This window comes from Rufibacter tibetensis, from assembly GCF_001310085.1.
Taxonomy (GTDB): Bacteria; Bacteroidota; Bacteroidia; order Cytophagales; family Hymenobacteraceae; genus Nibribacter; species Nibribacter tibetensis.
This window is the reverse complement of sequence record NZ_CP012643.1, coordinates 3,992,148-4,010,742: the sequence shown is the minus strand read 5'-3', so window position 1 is coordinate 4,010,742 and position 18,595 is coordinate 3,992,148. Positions and strand designations below refer to the sequence as shown.

Genomic DNA, 18,595 nt, shown 5'->3' with positions numbered 1-18,595 from the left:
TCTATAGCATTATACAGCCCACCTCTGAAAAACGACCTCTGATAATGCGACTTTATTCCGTAATTTTGTGTTCTTCCTGAAGAAAGAATATTTGTGAGCATGGATTACCTGAAACTCCTGAATGAGTCACAGCGAGCCGCTGTTTTAAATACCGAAGGCCCTTGTATGATTATTGCCGGGGCGGGCTCCGGCAAAACCCGGGTGCTTACCTATCGCATTGCGCACTTACTGGAGAAAGGCGTTGATCCGTTCAACATTCTCTCCTTGACCTTTACCAACAAGGCTGCCAAAGAGATGCGGGAGCGGATCGAAAAAGTAGTAGGACCTGAAGCCAAGAACCTTTGGATGGGAACCTTCCACTCTGTTTTTTCCCGCATTCTTCGCGCCGAGGCGCAGAAAATAGGCTACCCAAGTCACTTTACCATCTATGATTCTGATGACTCCAAAACTCTCATCAGAAACATAGTGAAGGAGATGAACCTGGATGACAAGCTCTACAAACCTAACATGGTGTTAGGGCGCATCTCGGCCGCTAAAAACAAACTTATCTCGGTAGCTCAGTACCTGCGTGACCCCGCCATCCAAGCCGATGATGAGGCAGCACTTCGTCCGAAAATAGGCCAGATTTTCAAAACCTATGCTGAACGGTGCTTCAAAGCCGGCGCCATGGATTTTGACGATTTGCTCTTCAATACCAACGTACTCTTTAGAGACCACGTGGATGTGCTCAACAAGTACCAGCACATCTTCAAGTACGTGATGGTAGATGAGTACCAGGATACAAACTACAGCCAGTACCTGATTACCCGCAAGCTTTCGGCCAAAGACCGGAACATCTGCGTGGTGGGTGATGATGCCCAAAGTATCTACGCTTTCCGCGGGGCCGATATTCAGAACATCCTCAACTTTGAGCGTGATTATCCTGAACTGGAGGTGTTTAAACTGGAGCAAAACTACCGCTCTACCCAGCACATTGTGAAGGCGGCTAACTCGGTGATCAAGAACAACAAAGCTCAGTTGCGCAAAGACGTTTTCTCCCAGAACGAGGAAGGACAACTCATTGACGTCATCAAAGCCAGTTCAGACAACGAAGAAGGCAAACTGGTGGCGCACGCCATCTTTGAAGAGAAGATGAACCAGCACCTCTCCTATGAGGACTTTGCCATTCTTTATAGAACCAATGCTCAGTCCAGGGCTATGGAAGAGGCCTTGCGCAAAATGAATATCAAGTACCGCATTGTAGGTGGCTTGTCGTTCTACCAACGCAAAGAGATCAAAGACTTGATTTCCTATCTGCGCCTTGCCATTAACCATAATGATGAGCAGGCGCTGCGTCGTGTGATCAACTATCCTAAACGGGGAATTGGTGACACTACCATTGAAAAGGTGATTGTCACGGCTAATGAAACGGACCATAGCCTATGGGAAGTAGTGAGCCACGCAAACCAATTGTTAGGCGGAAGAGCCGGTGCTGCCATTCAGGACTTCGCGACCAAGATCAAAAGCTTTGCGGTAATGGCCCAGGAGAAAGATGCGTTTGAGGCCGCTACCTACATAGCCAAACACTCTGGCCTGGTAGATGATCTGTACTCAGACAAATCGGTGGAAGGTCTGGCTCGTTACGAGAACATCCAGGAGCTCCTGAACGCCATTAAGGAGTTTGTGGACGATCCGGAGAAAGAAGATAATTCACTGGCCTTGTTCCTGCAAGACATCGCCCTGCTTACTGACACTGACACAAAAAAAGAAGAGGAAGGTGAGTACGTGACCATGATGACCATTCACTCGGCCAAAGGTTTGGAGTTTAGAAATGTGTTCATTGTGGGCATGGAGGAAAACCTGTTCCCCAGCCAGATGATGCTACAATCACGCGCTGACCTGGAAGAAGAGCGACGCCTGTTCTACGTGGCCATTACCCGTGCCGAGAAGAAATTGACCCTCTCCTACGCTACCAGCCGTTATCAGTGGGGTAACCTGCGGGCCGCGGAGAAAAGCCGGTTCATTGACGAGATTGATCCCACGTTCCTGAACTTTAAGTTTGGCGATGAGCGCGGGCCGTTTGAGAAAGTGTTACAGCGGAAAACCCCGGTTGCGCAATTGATCAGCCCGGCCAAAAAACCTTCGGCTGCCCCTGCCTATAACCCACCGGCTGACTTTACTCCGAGCGATACTTCTAACCTACAGGAGGGTATGCGCGTAGAGCACCCTAAATTCGGGTTTGGTAACGTGACCAAGATTGATAACCAGGGAAATTCTATCAAGGCAATCATTGAGTTTGAGGGCGTAGGTGAAAAAACCCTGCTCCTAAGCTTCGCCAAACTTCGGATACACGCGTAAGGCTTTAAACAACGCAACGATAGATTCCTAACAATTTGGGGCTGTTTTTACAAAAACAGCCCCAAATTGTTTTAAACATAATGGCTCTGATGCCGGGTACCTGAGGGGCATTGTGGTAAATACTGCAATTATTTCTTCCAGCTACGCGATACAATGCTTCGTGATACCCATTAAATTCCTAATTTTGACTTTGAGACAAACTCTATCATATGGTAGCCAGTTCCACATTTAAACAAGAGCTTTTGCTGCGGGAGTACGGCCGCAACGTGCAGAACATTGTACAATATATTCTAACGGTAGAAGACCGGACCAAACGTACCCAGTTGGCCCAATTGCTCGTGAACCTGATGGGACGCCTGAACCCAAACGTAAAGGACATTCAGGATGCCCAGCAGACCCTTTGGAACCACTTGTACGTGATGTCTGACGGCAAACTGGACGTTGATGCGCCCTTCGCGCTAAGCGCCATGGAGTACCTGAATGATAAACCGCAGCGGGTAGATTATCCAACCCAAAACCCTAAGTTCAAGCACTACGGCACTAACCTGGAGCGCCTCATTGACAAAGCCAAGCAAATCAATGATCCGCAGGAAAGGGAAGCCGCTATCATTTCCATCGGGAAACTGATGAAGGTGTTGTACCGCACCTACAACAAGGACAGCGTAACAGATGAGGTAATTCTGGAAAACCTCCGCGAAATCTCCAAAGGAGACCTGGACCTGGATGCTGCCCTGTTGGAAAAAGGGAATTTGTTTGAAAGTACTATCAAAACCCCGCAGGGGCCTGGTAACAATTATCAATCTAACCAGAAGTACAAGAACCAGAACAAGAATCAGAATCAAAATCGCAGTAAGAATAAATAAGAACGCATGGCTTCTTTTGAAGTAATAGGGGGTCGTACTTTACACGGCGAGATTATCCCACAGGGAGCAAAAAACGAGGCGTTACAAATTCTGTGCGCCGTATTGCTGACCTCAGAACCGGTGACCATCTCCAATATTCCTAACATCAGGGATGTAAACAAATTGATAGAACTGTTGAGAGACATGGGCGTTGACGTGGAGCAAACCGCGCCAGACACCTATGTTTTCAAGGCCGAAGATGTCAATCTGGATTACCTTTCCTCTGAGAAGTTTGTGGACCAGGCCCGTGCCATCAGAGGCTCAGTGATGATTTTAGGACCTATGCTGGCCCGTTATGGCGTAGCCAAACTTCCTAAACCCGGCGGTGACAAAATTGGCCGTAGAAGGCTTGACACGCATTTTCTGGCTTTTGAGAAGCTGGGTGCCAAGTTCACCTATGACGCCAATGACAGCTTCTACCACCTGGAAGGCAAAAACCTGAAAGGCACGTACATGCTGTTGGACGAAGCCTCAGTGACCGGAACTGCTAACATAGTGATGGCGGCCGTTTTAGCAGAAGGAATCACCACCATCTACAACGCCGCTTGTGAGCCTTATTTGCAGCAGCTTTGCAAAATGCTGGTGAGAATGGGCGCTAAAATCAGTGGTATTGGCTCTAACATGCTCATTATTGAGGGAGTAGAGAAATTGGGTGGTACTGATCACCGCATGCTGCCCGACATGATTGAGATTGGCTCTTTCATTGGTTTGGCAGGTATGACGGGTTCTGAGATCACCATCAAAGATGCCCAGATCAGAGAGCTGGGGTTGATCCCAGACACGTTCCGTAGATTAGGTATCAACATGGAGTTCCACGGCGATGACATCTTCATCCCGGCGCAGGACTCTTATGCCATTGACACCTACATTGACGGCAGTATCTTGACTGTTTCTGACCATACATGGCCAGGCTTCACCCCAGATTTGCTAAGCATCGCGCTGGTGGTAGCTACCCAAGCCAAAGGTACCGTGCTCATTCACCAGAAAATGTTTGAAAGTCGTCTGTTCTTCGTAGACAAACTGATTGACATGGGCGCGCAGATCATCCTGTGTGATCCGCACCGTGCTACGGTAATTGGCCAGAACAAACAAGTTCCATTGCGTGGTATCTCCATGACTTCGCCTGACATCAGAGCGGGTGTGGCCTTGTTGATCGCTGCCCTTTCTGCCGAAGGCCGCAGCGTGATCCACAACATTGAGCAAATTGACCGTGGTTACCAGAACATTGATGGCCGTCTGAACGCCTTGGGTGCGCAGATTAGCCGTCTGTAGTTCATTGGGTTAGTTATCTTCTTTAGCCCCTCTAAACAGGAGTTCCGTTTTGGGTTCCTGTTTAGAGGGGCTTTTCTTTCTGTATTTTGAAGCTGTTCCCATTTTTATCTCCTTTTTATAAAAGGGGCATGAAACAGGAAATGGCTACTTTACAGCTGTTTACCTGTAGAAACAAGGCGCCTCAAACGAGGCAAGTTCTACATATATTGTTCTATATAAAAGGGTTACCTTTTTGAGGCTGAATGGATTAAGAGAAAACTTCGGCCTATGAAAACGACTTTCTCTTACTTTTCCCTCTTTCTTTTCTGCACTTCTACCCTGCTGTTTTCAAGGTGCTCTACCAGTCCTGAGGCCCTGACAGAGTCAGCCGAGTCTATAAAGGCAGTAGCAGACCAAAGGGTAACTCCAGCAAAGGCAACACCTGAAACACGGGAACACGTCATACGCCAGGCCGAAGTCAGGTTTCAGGTGAAGGACCTTTCCAGCAGTACGCAACGGGTAGAGAACCTGGTAGAGGAAATGGGCGCCACCCTTACTAACACCACCCAGCACCAAAGCGAAGACACCAAAACCACTGACTTTGTGATCAGGGTTCAGCCAGAGAAATTTGCTTCCCTCCTGCGGCAGATGCAAAAAGAAAGCATTCACTTAGAGCAAAGAACCATTTCCACCGAAGATGTAGCCCTGGAGTATGTGGACCTGGAAGCCCGCAAGAAAGCCAAACTGGCGGTGGAACAACGGTTCTTAGGCTTGCTCAAAGAAGCAAAGAACATCACCCAAATCTTAGAGGTAGAACGCCAGATCCAAGCAGTGCGGGAAGAGATTGAAAGCACCGAGGCTCGTTTGCGCTACCTTCAAAACCAAACGGCTTACAGCACCATCCGGCTATCTATGTACCAGATCGTTCCGGCCACTGCACCAGAAGGACCAAGCTTTTTTACAAGACTGCTGGAGGCCATGAACACAGGCTGGCAGCTGTGGCTTTCCCTGGTAGTGGGACTCTTTTACATTTGGCCGGTGTGGCTGGCAGGCCTGGGCATTATGATTTACCTCCGAAAACGGAACATGGCCTAACGTTTGAAACCTCTTAATTGGAAAGTGGCCATAAATTAAACTTAAGGCACTTTCCAATTAAGGGGCATTAAAGGGAATCAGAGAATCTAGATGCAACCATCTCAGCATGGAAGGGGTCATCTTTTTAGAAACCCTTTATCTTAACTTAGCCTTTTACCTATGAGACCTCTCTTGCTTAAATCGTCTTTGTTAGGCTTAGCCGCTTCTCTACTTTTACTCACCTCTGGATGTGAAAGCGAAGAACCGGAGCCCGGAAGCAACATTCCTAATGTTAGGCCTTTGACAGTTCAAGAGGCCAAGACTGTGGCTGGTTCCAACGAGTTTGCCTTTAAATCCTTTGCTCAGATTAGCCAATTAGAGGAAGAAGGCAAGAACGTGTTCATCTCTCCTCTCAGTTTAAGTATGGCCTTGACCATGACCTACAATGGCGCGGCAAACAGCACCAAAGAAGCCATGAAACAAACCCTGGGGTTTGGTGATGCTTCTGACCAGGAGATCAATCAATCCTTCAAGAGCCTGGTGGAGCTGTTGACAGGAATGGATAAAAAGGTCCACTTCACCTCTGCTAATTCCCTGTGGCTGAATCATAACTACCATTTACTGGCACCCTTCGTTAGCACAAACCAAGAATATTTTAACGCCACTGTTAAACCCCTTGACTTTTCCTCTCCTTCCGCTAAAAATGAAATAAACAACTGGGTGAATGAGAAAACCAACGGAAAAATCAAGACCATAGTAGAGCGGGTAACCCCAGACTATTTACTTTTTCTGGTCAATGCCATCTACTTTAAAGGTACCTGGACCTACCAGTTCAACAAGCATTTAACCCATACCCGTCCGTTCAAATTAGAAGATGGCTCCAGCGTTTCTCATTCTTTTATGACCCTTAAGAACGGAAAATACCTCTCCTACCAAGATGCCACGAAGCAAGTAATTGATCTGCCCTACGGAAACGGCCAGTACAGCATGACACTGGTTGTTCCGAGAGCGGAACGAAAAATTCAGGACATCATGCCAGAGCTTTCGGCTACAAATCTGGCTAACTGGTTATCAAAAGCTGATTCCTCTTCAATGGAACTGCACATGCCTAAATTCAAGCTTGAGCTGGAGTATGAAGACAACCTCAAACAGATGCTCACGAACCTGGATATGGGCGTTGCTTTTAGTAGCCAGGCAGATTTTAGCCGGATTTTAGCAAATGGAGGTTTAAGTATTTCAGAAGTAAAACACAAAACGTTTGTAGAAGTGAACGAAGAAGGAACCGAAGCTGCCGCGGCCACTTCCGTAGGGATTGTGTTCACCTCACTTCCACCATCTGTAATGATAGACAAGCCTTTTGTGTTCATGATCAGGGAAAAATCAACCAATGCTATCTTGTTCATTGGCAAACTGATGCAACCACAATAAACTTTCGGTACTTATTTAAAAGCAGGGCCCCTCTTGAAACTAGACTTTCTTCTTGTTTTAAGAGGGGCCCTGCTTTTAAATATAACTCAGGCTGAAAGGCTGGTAGGAGAAATCAAACCTCTTCCCCTATTTCTTTCTCTCTCCTGCTACCCCGGTATAGTTCGTATTTGAACAAACGACATTCAATGGGACCGTTGTACAATGGAATTCGGCGCGAAGGTTTCAACCCGATGTGCTTGGCCGCTTCCAGGTTTCCGGTGAAAATGCAGGCATCCCAATCCTGAAAGTTTGATTTGAGGGTGTCACCTATCATCTTGTAAAGGCCATTTATCTCGCTTTCCTCGCCAATTCTCTCGCCGTACGGAGGGTTCATGATAACAATTCCTTGGTGTGCAGGTTTCACCGCATCTTTGAAATCCTGCTCCTTCACCCGCACATACTCTTCCAACTCGGCGTACTCCAGGTTCTGAAAAGCAGCTTCTACAAAGTCGGGGTCAACGTCTGATCCGAAGATTTCAACTTCCACTTCTCTGTCTTCTTTTGAAATAGCATCCTGCAACACACGTTGGTACAAAGCAGGATCATAATCAGGCCAGCGCATAAACCCATAATCCTTGCGGTACACGCCTGGGGCAATGTTGTGGGCAATCATGGCCGCCTCGGCCAGAAACGTTCCTGAGCCGCACATTGGGTCATACAAGGGGGTTCTTTTGTCCCAACCGCTCAACAGCAGAATACCAGCCGCCAACACTTCATTTAAAGGGGCCACGTTCGTTTGCTGACGGTAGCCCCGACGGTGCAGCGAGTCACCTGAGGAGTCCAGCGCTAATGACACAATGTTCTCGTGCATGTGCAGGTTGATGCGTATGTCTGGCGTGGTAACGTCAACGTTAGGCCGTCTGCCGGTTTTCTCCCGGTACTGGTCCACAATGGCATCTTTGGTTAACTGCGATACATACAGCGAGTGCTCAAAGGTGGAGCGGGATACCACGGCATTAATGGCGAAGGTATCATTCAAACTCATGTACAAGTCCCAGTCAATCTCCCTCACTTTCATGTACAGCTCCTTTTCATCCCGGGCCTTGAACTGCACAAAAGGCTTTAATATTCTGATAGCCGTGCGGCACCAGATATTGGCTTGGTATAAAAGGTATTGGTTTCCGCTGAAGGTAACGGCCCGCACGCCTGGCTTCACGTATTGTGCCCCTAAGTCACGAAGCTCTTGGGCCAGAACTTCCTCTAAGCCTGCCAGAGTGGTAGCTGTCATGTTGAAATTGCCAGATGATTTTGCTTTGGCCATAAGTGCGGGGCGTAAATGAGTGGGTGTTAGTTTCTGGTGCAATTTCGGAAAAAAGCAGCGCTTTCCGCAGGTCAGCCGTTCGGCCTCCTTATAAATAGTTTTTCAAGCTGATAATCTCCCGTTTCTTTACTACTTTCTGAAAAAGGATAAAGTTTAAGACTTGGAATGGCTAACAGAAAAAAGATATTTCATAATATTGGTAATCGAGCTTAATCCTATCCAAATCTGATATGTCAAAAGTAATGTCTTCGCCTCCTTCCCCGGGTCAGGCCCAACAAACAAATTACGTTCGCTCTATGGCCATCATTGGGGCGCTGTTCTTTGTTTTCGGATTTGTTACCTGGCTGAACTCCGTTCTCATCCCGTACCTCAAAATTGCCTGTCAGTTAACCAACTTTCAGTCTTACCTGGTTACGTTCGCCTTTTACATTGCTTATCTGGTCATGGGCGTTCCGGCAGCCTGGCTCCTGAAGCGGACTGGCTTTAAGAAAGGCATGTCAGTAGGGTTATTCATTATCGCACTTGGCGCACTCATCTTTGTTCCGGCTGCTATGACCCGTACCTATGCCCTGTTCCTGCTGGGCTTATTTGTACAGGGAACCGGGTTAACGGTGTTACAGGCGGCAGTGAACCCCTACGTATCCATTATTGGCCCTGCCGAAAGTGCTGCCAAGCGGATCAGCATCATGGGTATCTGCAACAAGATTGCCGGTTCTGCTGCCCCTTTCATCTTGGGAAGCATTTTACTGGCAGGTACTGATGAATTGGTGGCCAGCTTGGAAACCATGAACCAGGTGCAGAAAGTAGCCGGGTTAGATGCGTTGGCAGAAAGGGTAATCACCCCTTATTTAATTATCATGGGTGCCCTTATTTTGCTGGCGATATTCACCTACTTTTCCGGACTGCCGGAAGTTGACACTGAGCAGGAAGATGAGACCGTGGCTGCAGCCAATACCGGTAAAACCAGTGTGTTCCAGTTCCCTCATTTGGTGATTGGGGTGATGAGCTTGTTCCTGTACGTAGGCGTGGAGGTAATGGCCGGTGATACCGTCATCAGTTATGCATCAAGCCAAGGCATTCCTTTAGATGAAGCCTCACGCTTTACCACTTTTACCTTGTGGGCGATGATTGCCGGGTACATCATTGGAATCATCGCTATTCCTAAATACCTAAGCCAGCAAAAAGCTTTACAGATCTGCGCCATTTTAGGGGTGGTTTTCGCTCTATCGGCTATTTTCACGGAAGGCTACGTTTCGGTACTCAGCATTTCTTTGCTGGGTCTGGCGAACTCCCTCATGTGGCCCGCCATTTTCCCCTTAGCCATTGCTGATCTGGGCCGGTTCACCAAGATGGGTTCTTCGCTGTTAATCATGGGGATTGCCGGTGGCGCTTTGCTTCCGCTCCTCTACGGTTACTTGGCAGATCTTGTAAATCCACAGCAAGCCTATTGGATGATGGTGCCGTGTTACCTGTTCATCTGGTATTTCGCCGCCAGTGGCTATAAAATCAGAACCAGATAAGAAGCCTTTTTGAGTGCGTTTTCAGAAAAGTACCTCCAAAACAGAAAAGCCACCTTCACCAGGGTGGCTTTTTCTATGCATGCTGCTTCTACTGATTTCTCTTTTCATTTCCGTACTTTTGCCCCATCACTCAGCGTACCCTACATGACTATTCACAAAGAAGCTTCCCTGCGGGCTTACAACACGTTTGGCATTGACGCAACAGCCAGTTTATTGGCAGAATTCGCCTCAGTAGAGGAACTGCGGGAACTGCTACAGAACACCGAGGTGCAGGCTCTTCCCAAGCTTATTTTAGGCGGCGGCAGCAACGTGCTGTTTACCCAGGATGTAGAAGCAGCCGTTCTGCTAAACCGCATAAAAGGTGTTATTCAAACAGAAGAACCGGACGGCAAACATGTGCTGGTCACCTCAGGCAGCGGTGAAACGTGGCATGACTTGGTGCTGTACACCCTGGAGCATGACTTGGGCGGTATTGAGAACCTTTCGTTAATTCCGGGTACGGTTGGTGCGGCTCCTTTGCAGAACATTGGCGCGTATGGAGTGGAGTTGAAGGACACCTTTGTTTCTTTGGAGGCTCTGGAAATTGCAACAGGCGAAGTGGTTTCCTTCAACAAAGAGCAGTGCGGCTTTGGCTACCGTGAAAGCGTGTTCAAGAAAGAAGCCAAGGGCAAATACATTGTCACTTCCGTTACCCTGCGCTTAACCAAAGAACACACCTTTAACACTTCCTACGGGGCCATTCAGGACACCCTGAACCAACAAGAGGTGAAGGAACTAAGCTTGAAGGCCATCAGTGAAGCGGTTTGCCACATCAGAAGAAGCAAATTACCAGACCCTGCTAAAATTGGAAATGCGGGCTCTTTTTTCAAAAACCCGGAGATCCCGCTGGCTCTGTTTGAGATTCTGAAATCCCAGTACCCTGGCATCCCAGGGTATCCCGTTACTCCTGAATCCGTTAAGGTACCTGCGGGTTGGCTAATTGAGCAATGCGGTTGGAAAGGAAAAGTTTTAGGCCAACACGGAGTGCACAAAGACCAGGCACTAGTACTTGTAAACTACGGCGGCGCAGCAGGCAACGACGTGAAGACCCTGGCTTATGAAATTATAAAATCGGTGGACGAGAAATTCGGAATAGCTCTTACGCCTGAGGTCAATATCATTTAAGTCAATAAACCCATTCTCAAGTAATGACTTATTTAAAAAGGGGACCTGCTAAAGCAGGTCCCCTTTTTAAATTCATTTTAAGGCTATTATTCTAAAAGAATGCCTTAAACCAAGTTACTTCAGCACGATGATAGAAACACCATCGCCGCCGCGCTCCACATGTTCATCAGCTACGCTGGCTACTTCCCGAAGGGTACGCACGTAATCCCGGATGATCTGCTTCAAGATGCCGTTACCGCGGCCATGAATGATTTTCACCTCGGGCATACCCAGCATAATGGCATCATCCATGAAGTTCATGACGGTTGTCAGGGCTTCCTCGGCGCGTTGACCACGCACATCCAGCGTGTACTGGAAATCAGCCATGCGTTGCGTCACGTCCAAACCTTTAGAAGGAGTAGCAGCCGTAGCCAGTTCTTTCTCCTTCTTTGCTTTTTCTCGCACCACGTTCGGATCAGGGCGCTCCAGTTTCTCCAGCCTTACAATGGTTTTCAAACCTCCGAAGCTCACTTCCGCAGTCTTGCCTTTGATGGCCAGCAGTTCACCCACTGAATCCTGCCCGATCAAGGCTACACGCTCGCCTGGCTGTAAAGGTCCAGTTGGCACAGAGCCGTTGCGCTTGAATACCGGCTTCGGTTCAGGCGTGAGTTTCTCTTTAAACGTCTCCATTTGCTGACGGGCTATTTTGGTTTGCTCCTTATCGGCCTGGCTGCGTTTGATCTGCTCAATGGTGCTCTCAATCTGCTGGTTCGCATCTTTCAAAAGCAGCTTGGCCTGCCCTTTGGCGGTACGAATGATGTCCTGCTTGCTTTCTTCCAGGTGCTGTTTCAGAGCGGTATACTCCTCCACTTGCTTCTGCAGTTTGCGTTCGTGCTTGGCTACGGCCGCGTTCTTGCGTTCCAAGTCGGTTTTCTCCTGCTCCAGTTGCTCCAGCAGTTTGTCGTAGCGGATCTTCTCCTTCCCTACCAACGTACCGGCTTTGTCGATGATGTTCTTGGGCAAGCCGATTTTACGGGCTATTTCCAAGGCGAAAGACGAACCCGGTTTGCCTATCTCTAACTGGTACAAAGGCTGCAACTCGGCGGGATTGTAGCGCATAGCCCCGTTCACAATGCCTTCGTTTTTCTCGGCAAAGTTTTTCAGGTTAGTGTAATGGGTGGTTATTACGCCAAATACTTTCTGGTTGTGCAATTGTCCCAACACTGCTTCAGCAATAGCCCCGCCCAACGCAGGCTCAGTACCCGTGCCAAACTCGTCTATAAGCACTAGTGACTTTTTATCTGCCAGCAGCACAAATTGCTTCATGTTCTGCAAGTGCGAGCTGTAAGTACTAAGGTCATTTTCAATGGATTGCTCATCGCCCATGTCTAGGAAAATATCCCCGAACAATCCCGCCTCAGAACCTTCCTCTACCGGAATCAACAAACCGCATTGCAGCATGTACTGCAACAGACCAGCCGTTTTCATGGCCACCGATTTACCACCGGCGTTGGGACCAGAGATTAAGAGAATACGCTGTTCCTGGTCCAGTTCCAAAGATAGAGGAACCGCTTTCTTGCCCTGTGCCTGTAAGGTCAGGTGCAGAATAGGATGGCGCGCGTTCTTCCACTTCATCACTGGGCGCTTGTGCAACTCGGGCATGATGGCTCCCAGTTTGTTTGCCACCACAGATTTTGCCCGGATAAAGTCCAGCAAGGCTAAGAATTGGTATGCTTTCCGGAGAGCAGGTAAATGATGACGGATTTGGTTGGTTACCGCAGTCAACAACCTGATCAACTCCCGGTGGTAAGCGTTCTCCAGGTCCTTGATGTCATTGTTCAGTTCAAAGACGCTTTCGGGCTCAAGGTACACGGTTTGCCCAGTGGCTGACTCGTCATGAATCAAACCTTTGATGCGGCGCTTGTACTCAGCAATGACCGGGATCACCAAACGACCTCCTCTAATAGTAGGTTCGGCATCGCCGGGCGTCCAGCCTTCGTTTTTGGCGTGGCGCAGAATGCTGCTGATGGTTTTGCGGAGCTGCGTCTGTTGCCCGATCAGGTCCCGCTTCACGCGCTGCAGTTCCGGAGAGGCATCGTCTTTCACGTTTCCGTTATCGTCTACCAGTTTCTCCAAAGCAGCTACCAAGGCGCGATCTACTTCTACTCCCTCCGTCAAGGCTTTTAAAGCCGAGTACTCACCATCTTCTGATTCCACAAAGAAGCCCAGCGCCTGACGGATAGCCCGAAGGGACATTTTCACCTCAAACACGCCCCGCACTTCAAGGAAGGCTCCTTCCAAAGAAGCGCGGTTTAAGTGCTCGGTTACGTCAAAGTAATAGCTGGAAGGGAAATCTTCGCCAGCACGCAGAATGTTGGCAAACTCATGCGTTTGCAGCAACAGACGCTGTACCAGGTCAAAGCGGTCCAGGAACGACACCCGCTCCACAAACCTCCGCCCCAGCGGACTCAAACAGGCTTCAGACAACATCTCTCTGATTTGGCTAAAGCCTATTTTCTGTTCAAAATTTGAAGGATATATCAAGTCTTTTCTTTTCTAGTTTTATTTTTTGTTTCAAGCCCGAATACGCAAAAGTAAGCTAAATACAGGATTGGTCAGGATATTAGAACATATGGAGTAAGCTGTATGTTCCTTGGTCCGTTAATAATTATTAAGGCACAGTATTTAACATATTAATACACCCAGAGACAAATTAAAACTTCTCCTCTATTCCTAACCCAAATAAAGCATAGTCATACTTCACCGGGTCTGTGGGATCAAACTGACGGAGGTTCTGGGTAAGTTCTTCAGCCATAGCCCAATCAGATTGGGTTCTTTGAATCAGCCCCAACCTTCTTGCTACGCGTTGCACATGTACATCACAGGGACAAACCAGATCAGCGGGAGACATGCGTTTCCAGATTCCGAAATCTACCCCTTCCTTATCTTGCCGCACCATCCAGCGCAGGTACATGTTGATGCGCTTGCAAGCTGATTTCTTAGCAGGCGTGGAGATATGCTTTCTGGTGCGGTGTGAAGCTTCAGGCAAAGAGAACACCAGACTATAAAAGAATTCAAGTCGAGCTTTCTGGCTTGAAATAGGCGCACCAGGGTATCCTACAAAGGCTTCCTCTAAACTCTCGTGCTGCTCATAAAACCACCTAAAGAAATACACCAGGTACAGTAGGTCTGTGTCATTGAAGGTGCGATGTTTGAACCCAAGCAGCTTTTTAAGGTCTTCGTCCTGGTGCTGGGTGATGAACTGGTACGGAGCATTATCCATGCGCTGCAGCAGTTCCCGGCATTTGTTGATGATGGTTTTGCGCTGGCCCCACGCCAGAATGGCCGCAAAGAAACCCGCAATTTCAATATCCTGCTTCTGCGTAAACAAATGGGGAATAGAAACGGGGTCGTGGGGAATGAAGTCTTTGGTATTGTATCGTTGATAACGGTCTTCCAGTAAGGCTTCTAATTCAGCGGTAGTATACGATGACATGGAGTAGAGTTGAAAGCAAACGGAACATCATAAGAAAAGGACCTCCTGCTTAGAACGTTTAAAATGGGAAAGAGGCAAAAAGCGGCTCCGCTGTGGACTCCGCTTTTTGCCTCTTTTTAGAAATTTGGCTTCAAAAAGGCTTAGGGCATGTAAGACACTTCTACCCTGAAGCGCTTGTCTACGGCCCCAATCTGCTGGCAGGCTTTTTTGGAAAGTTTCACCACCACCTTGTCATTTTCACCGGTGGAAGGAAGTTTACCGATCACGCGCACGTACACGGTTTGATCATTCATAGGATTCTTCACGGCCATGATGGTGCCTACCGGGGCAGTTCTGTGCAGGGCCAAGAATTTGTTCGCGTCGGTACGGGTTTCAATCTGTTCGGCCATACCGCTTTCATTTACCCTTGAAACGTAGTCAGAGGTTTTAGAAGCGGGCTTATCTTCCTCTGCGTCTCCTTTTGGAGAACCTGCATTGTTGGCTTTGGCAGCAGAAGCCACGGCTGAGGAAGAGGTGGAAGCGTTTGCCGGCTGTTTAGGTGAAGTCACCACATCATCGGCCTCTGGTGTGTACACCTTTGCGTTGGAGGCAGCTTGCGCAGGGGCTTTTTCCCCTACCCCTACAATCAGTTTTTGGCCCACTTTCACAGCAGTAGCCGTGAGTTTGTTCCATTTCTGAATGTCATCTATGCTTATTTTATGCTGATTAGCAATAGAAAACATAGTCTGGCGGGCCTGTACCGTATGGATTTTGTTTCCTTTGGCGTCTACCACGTAGGTGCGGTTTGCCGCTGGGCTTGCCCCAGACGTCTCAGCCGAAGAATTTGCGGCAGTAGCAGTACTACCAGGCGTGTTTATAGGAATAAGCACGGTCTGCCCAATAATCAGGGCTTTGTCAATATTCTTGTTCGCCTCCACAATTTTATTCACGGCCACCCCATATTTGCGGGCCAGGCCATACAAAGACTCGCCCGGAGTTACTTTATGGGTGATGTAGGTTTTCCCGTTTTGGATTTTAACTCCGGTGGAATCACGGACAAATAAAGTCTCGGCAGAGGCGGCGCCATATGAAAGCATGGCACACCCCAGAACAAACACAAACTTCTTAAACATGGACTCTACTTCTATTATTCAAATTAATAATCAGAGGTTGCTAATTAGGCATATGCGTTGAAGAACACCCGTAAAAGGGCTTTCATCAGCTAACCTCTCGTTATACCAAGACGATTTAAAAGGATAAAACAACATCCTCGAAGGTCTTGGAAGGGTGTAAGTTACCAAAAAAATCAGAAACCTTCTGTTCGGCTTTTCCGTTTAGCGGCTCGTTTTACAAAAGTGGCCTTAATTCTAAGAAGCATCAGTCCTTCTGGTTACCAGAAAACGGACGTTTCTTAAAACAGGTATACCACTTTGAAATCTTCGTTCAATTTGAGCGCAGCTTCAAATTTGTTGCCAGTTTTAGGCGAAGTGAAGCCTTTAATCTTTCCGGTCTTGCCTTTCAGTACCAATGCCTTGATGTGGCTCTCAGACAAGGTTTTGCCGTGCAGCTCAAACGGCACCATAAACTGGCACCCTTCCCTGAACCTGCTACAGCCATACGCCGTTTTTCCTTTGAGCAGCTGGCCTTGGCTGCACTTGGGGCAAATCATGACCACGGGCTTCTGCTCCTTCGCTTCAGCTATTTCCAACTGCAGTTCATGAGAGGGAGATAAAGCAAACGCCGCATCAAATTTCTCTCCGGACTCCTCATCCACAAATCCTTTAATGACCGGGCTTTTGCCTTTCTTCAGCAAAGCCTGCACTTGTTTCTCGCCTAAAGGTTTTCCTTTAAATGTCATGGGCAGCCTAAATTGGCATCCCTCTTTGAATCGGGCGCACCCGTAAGCTTGGCTTCCTTTCAGGATAGAACCAGTGCCACAAGCAGGGCAGTTGCCTAGTCCACCTGCTGCAGCCGGAGCCCTTTTTGCCTCCTTTTTAGACTTCTCCCCTTTTTTAGGAGCCTCTTTTTCCTGGGGTTTCGCTGGGGCATCAGAAGGCTGAATGGTAACCGTATGGTTGTCCTGCTTTACTTCCTGCACCATCTCCCACACCAGTTGCTTCAACTCTTGCAGGAAGACATCAGCGCCAAACTCTCCCCCTTCAATCTGCCGAAGTTTCTTTTCCCATTGCCCCGTCATCTCCGGGGATTTCAAGGTTGGGTTCTTGATCACCTGAATCAGGTCAATTCCGGTCTGGGTGGGAAGTATCTTCTTTTTCTCCTTTCGGATGTAGTTGCGCTTGAACAGGGTTTCAATGATGGCTGCTCTAGTGGAAGGCCTACCAATCCCGTTTTCCTTCAGCGCCTCTTTCAGCTCATCGTCTTCCACCTGCTTTCCCGCAGTCTCCATGGAGCGCAACAAGGTTGCCTCGGTAAAATCTTTGGGCGGGCTGGTAGACTTCCGGTCTAGCAAGGGCTCATGTGGACCACGCTCACCGGCATCAAAATGCGGGAGAACCGCCAGTTCCTCTTCTTTTTCTTCGCCCTCGGCTCCTCCTGGCTTTGCGGCTGGTTTAGGCACGGAAGTGTTCTCCTCGGGCCCATAGACAACCCGCCAGCCGGGCTCCAGAATCTGCTTACCCTTAGCCCGGAATGCGTGTTTGGCCGCCTCACCGTTCACCACGGTGTTGCTCACAATACAATCTGGGTAGAAAGCTGCAATGAACCGCTTGGTGATGATGTCAAACACTTTTGCTTCCGTGCCGAACAAGCCTCTAGCTTCAGAGCCGGTAGGAATGATGGCGTGGTGATCGGTGACTTTGTTGTTATTGAAGACCTTCGCTGATTTTCTTATCTTTTTGCCCAAAAGTTCCTGCGTGAGGTGTTGGTAGCCGGTGAGGCCACTTAGTATGCTAGGTATTTTTGGGTAAATGTCATCGGGTAGAAACGTGGTGTCTACCCTTGGGTAGCTGACTACCTTTTTCTCATAGAGACTCTGTACTGTTTTGAGCGTCTCATCGGCAGACATCCCAAACTTGTTGTTGCACTCTACCTGCAGAGAAGTAAGGTCAAAGAGGCGCGGCGAACTCTCGGTGCCCCGTTTGGTTTCCACGTCCTTTATCTCAAATTCGGCTGGTTTGATCTGCTCCAGAATAGCCAGGCCCTGGGCTTCGTCTTTGAAGCGGCCCGAGGTACTGCTAAAGGTGACTTCGCGGTACACGGTTTTCAACTCCCAGAACGGCTCTGACTTGAAATTGACAATCTCCAGGTGGCGGTGCACAATCATAGCCAGTGTGGGGGTCTGTACCCGCCCTAAGGAAAGCAGTTGACGCCCCTGCGCGTATTTCATGGTGAACAGGCGGGTGGCGTTAATGCCCAGAAGCCAGTCGCCAATGGCGCGGCTTTTACCGGCCTGGTACAACTGGTCAAACTCTTTCCCGTCGCGCAGTTTGGCAAATCCCTGCCGGATGGCTTCTTCGGTAAGCGAGGAGATCCAGAGGCGTTTGAAAGGCTTCCGGTACTTGGCCTGGTGTAACACCCAGCGCTGAATCACCTCTCCTTCCTGCCCGGCATCACCGCAGTTGATCACCTCTTCGGCTTTGTCCAGTAACCCTTGTATGATCTTGAACTGCTGCTCTACCCCTTTGTTGCTGATGAGTTTAATGTCAAAACGGTCTGGCACCAAGGGCAAATCTGGCAGGTACCAGCGCTTCCAGTTTGCGTTGTAATCATCTGGTTCGCAAAGCTGGCAGAAGTGCCCGAAGGTCCAGGTGACCTGGTATCCATTGCCCTCAAAATACCCGTTCATCTTGGTCTTGGCACCAATTACGTGGGCAATTTCACGGGCGACACTAGGCTTTTCGGCGATGCAGAGTTTCAAGGCTATTTTTCTAAAAACAAGTCAAATATAGACCCCAAAGGTACGCATTTTAGAAGGCAAACCCCAATTTAGGCCCTCTCTCAACCATATAGCATTATACCTATATGTTACAATTTTTCGAGCACTACATCGATTTCATTTATCAATTAGTTTTCAATAGGTTAGACTACATAAACATCCTTACACTTGTTAGGCTTACAACCCCCATTTTGGTACTAATACTTAACCAACCTAAAATGGAATCGTATAAACTAACCGGTGTTCTTTGGGACATCTGAAGTATACATT

12 protein-coding genes are annotated in these 18,595 nt (G+C 48.4%); 7 read left to right on the top strand and 5 right to left on the bottom strand.

What is annotated here, in order from left to right:
- The first annotated feature begins 99 nt into the window (after positions 1 to 99).
- The 5 genes from DC20_RS16315 to DC20_RS16295 all read left to right on the top strand — a co-directional run bounded on the left by DC20_RS16315 (position 100) and on the right by DC20_RS16295 (position 6,992).
- A complete protein-coding gene (locus DC20_RS16315) occupies positions 100 to 2,337 on the top strand; it encodes an ATP-dependent helicase (protein ID WP_062544804.1) in 2,238 nt (745 codons plus the stop codon).
- A gap of 209 nt (positions 2,338 to 2,546) precedes the next feature.
- Complete coding sequence (locus DC20_RS16310; RefSeq protein ID WP_062544803.1) at positions 2,547 to 3,200, top strand: DUF4290 domain-containing protein; 654 nt, start codon at positions 2,547 to 2,549, stop codon at positions 3,198 to 3,200.
- A gap of 6 nt (positions 3,201 to 3,206) precedes the next feature.
- On the top strand, positions 3,207 to 4,511 hold the full coding sequence (gene murA / locus DC20_RS16305; protein ID WP_062544802.1) for a UDP-N-acetylglucosamine 1-carboxyvinyltransferase: 1,305 nt from the start codon (positions 3,207 to 3,209) through the stop codon (positions 4,509 to 4,511).
- 267 nt (positions 4,512 to 4,778) lie between these two features.
- Positions 4,779 to 5,585, top strand: a complete 807-nt coding sequence (locus DC20_RS16300) for a DUF4349 domain-containing protein (RefSeq protein WP_062544801.1) — start codon at positions 4,779 to 4,781, stop codon at positions 5,583 to 5,585.
- Between the two features lie 159 nt (positions 5,586 to 5,744).
- The gene (locus tag DC20_RS16295) at positions 5,745 to 6,992 is read left to right on the top strand and encodes a serpin family protein (RefSeq protein ID WP_062544800.1); all 1,248 of its coding nucleotides are present in this window, start codon (positions 5,745 to 5,747) and stop codon (positions 6,990 to 6,992) included.
- Positions 6,993 to 7,104: 112 nt separating this feature from the next.
- Here DC20_RS16295 and DC20_RS16290 read toward each other — a convergent pair whose 3' ends face one another.
- Positions 7,105 to 8,292 (bottom strand): THUMP domain-containing class I SAM-dependent RNA methyltransferase, encoded by a 1,188-nt coding sequence (locus DC20_RS16290; protein WP_062544799.1) that lies wholly within the window; start codon positions 8,290 to 8,292, stop codon positions 7,105 to 7,107.
- Between the two features lie 230 nt (positions 8,293 to 8,522).
- Between DC20_RS16290 and DC20_RS16285 the strand changes: the two genes are divergently transcribed.
- Both DC20_RS16285 and murB read left to right on the top strand, forming a co-directional pair.
- Positions 8,523 to 9,812, top strand: a complete 1,290-nt coding sequence (locus DC20_RS16285; RefSeq protein WP_083470355.1) for a sugar MFS transporter — start codon at positions 8,523 to 8,525, stop codon at positions 9,810 to 9,812.
- Positions 9,813 to 9,956: 144 nt separating this feature from the next.
- Positions 9,957 to 10,976 (top strand): UDP-N-acetylmuramate dehydrogenase, encoded by a 1,020-nt coding sequence (murB, locus tag DC20_RS16280; RefSeq protein ID WP_062546002.1) that lies wholly within the window; start codon positions 9,957 to 9,959, stop codon positions 10,974 to 10,976.
- Positions 10,977 to 11,090: 114 nt separating this feature from the next.
- Here murB and DC20_RS16275 read toward each other — a convergent pair whose 3' ends face one another.
- The 4 genes from DC20_RS16275 to DC20_RS16260 all read right to left on the bottom strand — a co-directional run bounded on the left by DC20_RS16275 (position 11,091) and on the right by DC20_RS16260 (position 18,307).
- Positions 11,091 to 13,499, bottom strand: a complete 2,409-nt coding sequence (locus DC20_RS16275; protein ID WP_062544797.1) for an endonuclease MutS2 — start codon at positions 13,497 to 13,499, stop codon at positions 11,091 to 11,093.
- Positions 13,500 to 13,668: 169 nt separating this feature from the next.
- Positions 13,669 to 14,451 (bottom strand): TIGR02757 family protein, encoded by a 783-nt coding sequence (locus DC20_RS16270; RefSeq protein ID WP_062544796.1) that lies wholly within the window; start codon positions 14,449 to 14,451, stop codon positions 13,669 to 13,671.
- Positions 14,452 to 14,591: 140 nt separating this feature from the next.
- Positions 14,592 to 15,563: a septal ring lytic transglycosylase RlpA family protein gene (locus DC20_RS16265; RefSeq protein ID WP_062544795.1), complete on the bottom strand. Its 972-nt coding sequence runs from the start codon at positions 15,561 to 15,563 to the stop codon at positions 14,592 to 14,594.
- Positions 15,564 to 15,841: 278 nt separating this feature from the next.
- On the bottom strand, positions 15,842 to 18,307 hold the full coding sequence (locus DC20_RS16260; RefSeq protein ID WP_062544794.1) for a type IA DNA topoisomerase: 2,466 nt from the start codon (positions 18,305 to 18,307) through the stop codon (positions 15,842 to 15,844).
- Positions 18,308 to 18,595 lie beyond the last annotated feature (288 nt).